This is a genomic window from Wolbachia endosymbiont of Drosophila bocki (assembly GCF_028982005.1).
In the GTDB taxonomy this organism is placed as follows: domain Bacteria; phylum Pseudomonadota; class Alphaproteobacteria; order Rickettsiales; family Anaplasmataceae; genus Wolbachia; species Wolbachia pipientis.
The window spans coordinates 1-4,898 of sequence record NZ_JAPQLG010000151.1 but is presented as its reverse complement, the minus strand read 5'-3'; the positions used below and the strand labels follow the sequence as shown (position 1 = coordinate 4,898).

The following is a 4,898-nucleotide window of genomic DNA, read 5'->3' as shown; positions in this document are numbered from 1 at the left end:
AGGTTACAAGAAGAATTAGCAAAACTAGAAGTAGAAGTAAATAAAGAAAAGACAAAGGTAGTCAATCTAAAAGAAAAAGAGACATTCAGTTTTCTAGGATTTGATTTTCGAGAGAAAATTACAAAACAAGGAAAGTGGAGGGTACAAATAACACCAAAGATGAAAACACGGACAACCTTACTTCAAAAACTGAAGGAAGTATTCCGTAGCTATAAATCACAACCAATAGGAAAGGTGATCCAAATCATTAATCCAATATTGAGAGGGTGGACAAACTACTTTAGGATAGGAAACTCAGGTCGAAGCTTTAAATACATAAAACAATGGGTAGAGAAGAAAGCAAGACGCAATCTGATGCAAGCCAGAAAAGCAAAAGGATTTGGCTGGAAAAGGTGGAGTAGCAAATGGATATACGAGACTCTTGGTCTATATTCGGACTATAGAATAAGATATTACGTCCCGAAAGCCTTACCAGCACAATATGCTATAAACTTTGGTAAAGAATCTACTAGGAAAGCGTAGTGCGGGAAAACCGCATGCTGCGTTGATGAGGCGGGAGCTGGAAACGTAAACACGGGAATTTTGGATTGAGGCCCAGGATGAAAATAATGGATCAGCCACCAAACCCTAAAGAGGCGCGCCAGTTCTCGACCCTACAGGTTTTAAGGAGTTTGCACAGGAACCTGTAGATGAACTTGAAAAGGTAAAAGCTCAGCGTAATGATCTAAATAGTGAAGTAACTCGACTTAATAGAATTGTGTATGGAAGAGCAGACGACATTTCTCCTGGTAGAAAACAAAGCAACTACGCTTCTGCTTCTTTTGTGTTGTCTGGAGCGTTTGCTGTTGGTGTATGTTTAGCAGTTTTATACGATTATCCAGGGATAATAAGTGCTTTCTTTACAGCAGTTGCACTGGTTCTTTTTTTAGTAGGATATTATTTATGTAAAGCGGATGAACGAGATATAGGACCTGGTAGTGCCACAGACAATCCTCAAGTTACAAGGGTTTTGACTTTTTCTCCAAACTCTGCTGAAAATTCTTATACATATTAAAAACATCTTGATAATTGAGGTGAGTGTAAACTTGAGTAGTTTCCAGGCTTGAGTGGCCAAGCAGTTGTTGTATTGATCTTATGTCAATATCTTCCTGAAGCAAATGAGTAGCAAAACTATGGCGAAATGCATGTGGAGATAAAATTTCTGGTAAATTTAACATTCTCCTTATTTTTTGCAAACGATTAGCCACATAAGTTCTTCCCAATTTTTTTCCTCTTACTCCCACAAAAAGGTGTTGTGCTTCATCAAGGTAAGGACAGGCTTTTACATATTCTTGTATACATTTTTTTACTACTGGGAGAATGAATACCTGCCTTTGTTTATCTCCTTTACCTGTTACTATTAAACTTTCATTGTTAATATTACTAACCCTAAGGTTCAACGCTTCACTGATTCTTAAGCCTGTACCATATAGCAGGACGATAATCGCAATTTCTCTTTTTACCACCCAAGGTTCGCCCAGGTCGGATAGTTTCATTTCTTTCAATAAAGTTTTTATATTAGGTATTGATAATGCTTTGGGCAGAGTTCTTCTCTGAATTGGCCTTGATAAGGAAAATACAGCTTCATTGTCTATATTGTGGTTGTTTTTTATGTACTTGAAGAAATTTCTGATTACTGAGAGTGCTCGAGTGTTGGATCTTGCATTTACACCTCTTGCGTAACGAGAGGTAAGCCAACTTCTTAACTCAGGTATGCTTAAATTTTTCAGAGTACCAACATTTACTTCTCCACCAATGTGAGTATTTAGGAAACTTATAAGATCCTTCAAGTCCCTCATGTATGATTCCAAAGTGTTTGGTGAATAAGATCTGTTGCACCTCAGCCACTCATACCATTTTTCAATGATTGAACCGAGGTCCACAATTATTTTTTAAAGAAAGCATCGATGCACGCATCTCGAAAGGCTTCATTTATATCGGGATGAGAGTGACAAATTCTGTATATATCCTCTGCTGCTGCGCCATATGCCATTGCAACCGCTGCTTCATTGATTAGCGTATCAGCGTATGCTCCTATGATATGCACACCTAGTATTGTATCTGCTCTGCTACAAGTCAGCACTTTCACAAATCCTTCAGCATCATCAGTGATTTTTGCTCTGCCGTTTGCAGCAAATTGACACTTACCCACTTTGTATTCACGGCCAGCATTTTTGAGTTCCTCTTCTGTTTTACCAATCGAGGAAACCGCAGGGTGAGTGTAAATGACAGATGGTATAATTCCATAATCAACGTGAGGTACTTGCCCAGCGATTATCTCTGCAACTGCCACTCCTTCTTCCTCTGCTTTATGAGCAAGCATTGCTCCACCGATCACATCACCAATAGCAAATATTCCTTTCACATTAGTTTCATATCTGTTGTTAACTTGAACGAAACCGCGATTATCTTTTTCTATTTTTTCATCAATACCAAGATTCTCAGTGCATGGTTTGCGTCCTGCTGCCACCAATACCTTATCCGCCTCTATAGTGTTTGTTTGATTATCTTTTACAGAACAAACTTTCACACTCAAAGAGTTACTACTTTGTTTTATCTCCTCAACTTTAGTGCTAAGTAAAAATTTTATTCCTTGTTTTTGTAGACTAGAAAGTAGAGACTTACTTAATTCTCCATCCATTGCTGCAGCGATTCTGTCAAAAAATTCTACTACAGTGACTTCAGACCCTAGCCTCCTCCATACAGAAGACATTTCAAGCCCTATTGCCCCGGCTCCGATTACGACAAGTTTTTTTGGCACTTCAGTTAAAGATAATGCACCAGTTGATGAAATAATACTTTTCTCATCGATATTAATTCCTGGCAAAGAAATAACGTCAGAACCGGTTGCAATTACTATATTTTTTGTCTTCAGCACCTTACTTTCAACTGAAACTTCAAGATTACCTTGGTCAAAAGAAGCAAGCCCATTGATTTTAGTGATTTTGTGAAGGTTAAACAGATATTCTATACCTTTTCCAAGTTCCTGAACTCTGGCGTCCTTATAGCCTAGCATTTCTTTTAAGTCGAAACTTGCGTCCTTAATTTTTATGCCAAACTTCGACAGATCATTTTTCGTGTGAGCATACTGATAGGAAGAATGGAGCAATGCTTTGGAGGGTATGCACCCAACCCGCAGGCACGTACCACCAAAAATGCTATTTTTATCTATGCAGGCAACTTTCAATCCAAGTTTTGCAGCAGCGATAGCACACTTATAGCCTCCTGGGCCACCACCTATAACAATTAAATCATAATCAGTCATAAAAAACAAACCTATTTTCTAAAGAATAAACACCTTTTCCCTCAGTTGTTACATATATCTTATTGCGAGTAAACACTGGAGTGTGAAACACATTACCAGGTACTTTGACTACCTTTCCTGCACTTTCAGATCCAGGAAAAGCAAACATTGAACCTTTATTGCTTGTCACCCACAGTGTATGGGCATGCATAATTGGAGCAAACAATTGCGTATTTTCTATTAAATCAGATGCCCAGACTGTTTCTCCATTTTTTATATCCAGGCCAATTATTTTATCGTCTTTAGTAACTATAAAAATTCTTCCGCCTTCTTTTTGTTTCTCTGCAGGAATAAGAGGACTGTAATATGATTCAATGTCTGATACACTTTTTACTTGCAGTGACTTTGACCATAAAATATTTCCTGATTTTACGTCAATACCATAAATATAAGAATTATTTGTAGCTATTAGAGTATCGCCAAGCACTCTCGGTGTAGTAGTTACATCTGTGAGCTGTGTAGCCAATTTTTGGCTCCACAATTTTTTACCGTCTTCATTAAAAGCTATTAACTCACCATTTGAAAATGGTGCTATTATTTTATCATTAGAAATTGCTGGCGATATGGAATACAAACCTCGAACCTCATTGATGCCGTTTTGATAAGTCCAAACGAAGCTGCCATCTTTTATATCAAACACGTACAGATAATTATCAATAGTCAATACTACCAATTTATTGTTTATTACTGCTGCTTTCCCTCTTACTGGAGCTCTCAATTCTTTTTCCCACTGAATCCCGCCAGTTTTTGCATCTATTGTGTGTAGAACGTTATCCACTATAAAGAAAACGTTTCCTCTGTGACGCAATAGGCTCATGTTACTAATTTTTTTTCTGTGTGAGAGGTGTAATTTCCAATTCATAGCCTTTGAGTTATCAATATCAAAGGAATATAAAGCGCCGTGCTTGTCTGATAAAATAACGCTATTTTCTGTAAGCACTGGAGCTACATATCCTTGAGATAGTTTTTTATCCACTAGACTTATTCTCTCGCTTGCCATTGTGTAACTGCTACACAATAGCATTATCATGACAATTATTACTTTCATTATTTATTGAAAACAAGATTCATTAATATACATCTTAAGAACCTTAATTACAACGGAAATGTTCTTGCTGCATGTTAAAAACGTTGATTTATGAACGAAATATTATATTATTATGTGAGATAATGTATACTCTTAGAGGTAGTACACCTCATCCACTATGCGGCAACGTGCATAGCTGTACGAACATTGAGATATAAAAGTAATTTATACCAAGAAGAAAGATGTCATCCAAATAGCCTCTTTTCCTGTCATCCCAGTGCTTGACACTGGGATGGCCCTGTTGCATCGCAACTGAAAAAATCTGGTGGCTACTGACAAAATTCATTATAAAATAGCCATTTAACCGCTTAAGGAAAAATATGCCACAAAAAATGAGAGTTAGTAACTGCCATGAATATAAGAACCTGTTTAAAATCTTCGTAATAGGAGAGAAATGGAGGAAAGGACAATCATTTGCAAGCTGGTGTTGAGTTTACGTTCGCAATTTTTCCACAATCTTCTACATTT

Annotated in this window: 5 protein-coding genes and 1 pseudogene; 2 read left to right on the top strand and 4 right to left on the bottom strand. The window is 37.2% G+C overall.

Annotated elements, in window-relative coordinates; all coding sequences use genetic code 11:
* On the top strand, nucleotides 1–522 hold a 522-nt coding region (locus OZD61_RS03335), incomplete at its 5' end, for a group II intron maturase-specific domain-containing protein (protein WP_274979842.1).
* A 235-nt stretch (nucleotides 523–757) separates the two neighbouring features.
* Nucleotides 758–1,054, top strand: coding sequence for a TomO hydrophobic C-terminal domain-containing protein (locus OZD61_RS03330; protein ID WP_274979841.1), 297 nt, complete (start codon nucleotides 758–760; stop codon nucleotides 1,052–1,054).
* Here the strand turns inward: OZD61_RS03330 and OZD61_RS03325 are convergent.
* From OZD61_RS03325 to OZD61_RS03310, 4 genes and pseudogenes are all read right to left on the bottom strand, one after another.
* On the bottom strand, nucleotides 999–1,922 hold the full coding sequence (locus tag OZD61_RS03325) for a tyrosine recombinase XerC (RefSeq protein WP_274979840.1): 924 nt from the start codon (nucleotides 1,920–1,922) through the stop codon (nucleotides 999–1,001). The genes OZD61_RS03330 and OZD61_RS03325 overlap by 56 nt on opposite strands.
* A 2-nt stretch (nucleotides 1,923–1,924) precedes the next feature.
* On the bottom strand, nucleotides 1,925–3,304 hold the full coding sequence (gene lpdA, locus OZD61_RS03320) for a dihydrolipoyl dehydrogenase (protein ID WP_274979839.1): 1,380 nt from the start codon (nucleotides 3,302–3,304) through the stop codon (nucleotides 1,925–1,927).
* Nucleotides 3,297–4,391 (bottom strand): outer membrane protein assembly factor BamB family protein, encoded by a 1,095-nt coding sequence (locus OZD61_RS03315; protein WP_274979838.1) that lies wholly within the window; start codon nucleotides 4,389–4,391, stop codon nucleotides 3,297–3,299. The genes lpdA and OZD61_RS03315 overlap by 8 nt, the downstream gene beginning before the upstream one ends.
* Nucleotides 4,392–4,799: 408 nt before the next feature.
* Nucleotides 4,800–4,898: pseudogene (locus tag OZD61_RS03310) on the bottom strand (IS5/IS1182 family transposase); the annotation flags it as partial.

Coding starts and splice junctions, on each gene's coding strand:
- lpdA (WP_274979839.1), bottom strand. CDS start 3,304: ATGACTGATTATGATTTAATTGTTATAGGTGGTGGCCCAGGAGGCTAT.
- OZD61_RS03315 (WP_274979838.1), bottom strand. CDS start 4,391: ATGAAAGTAATAATTGTCATGATAATGCTATTGTGTAGCAGTTACACA.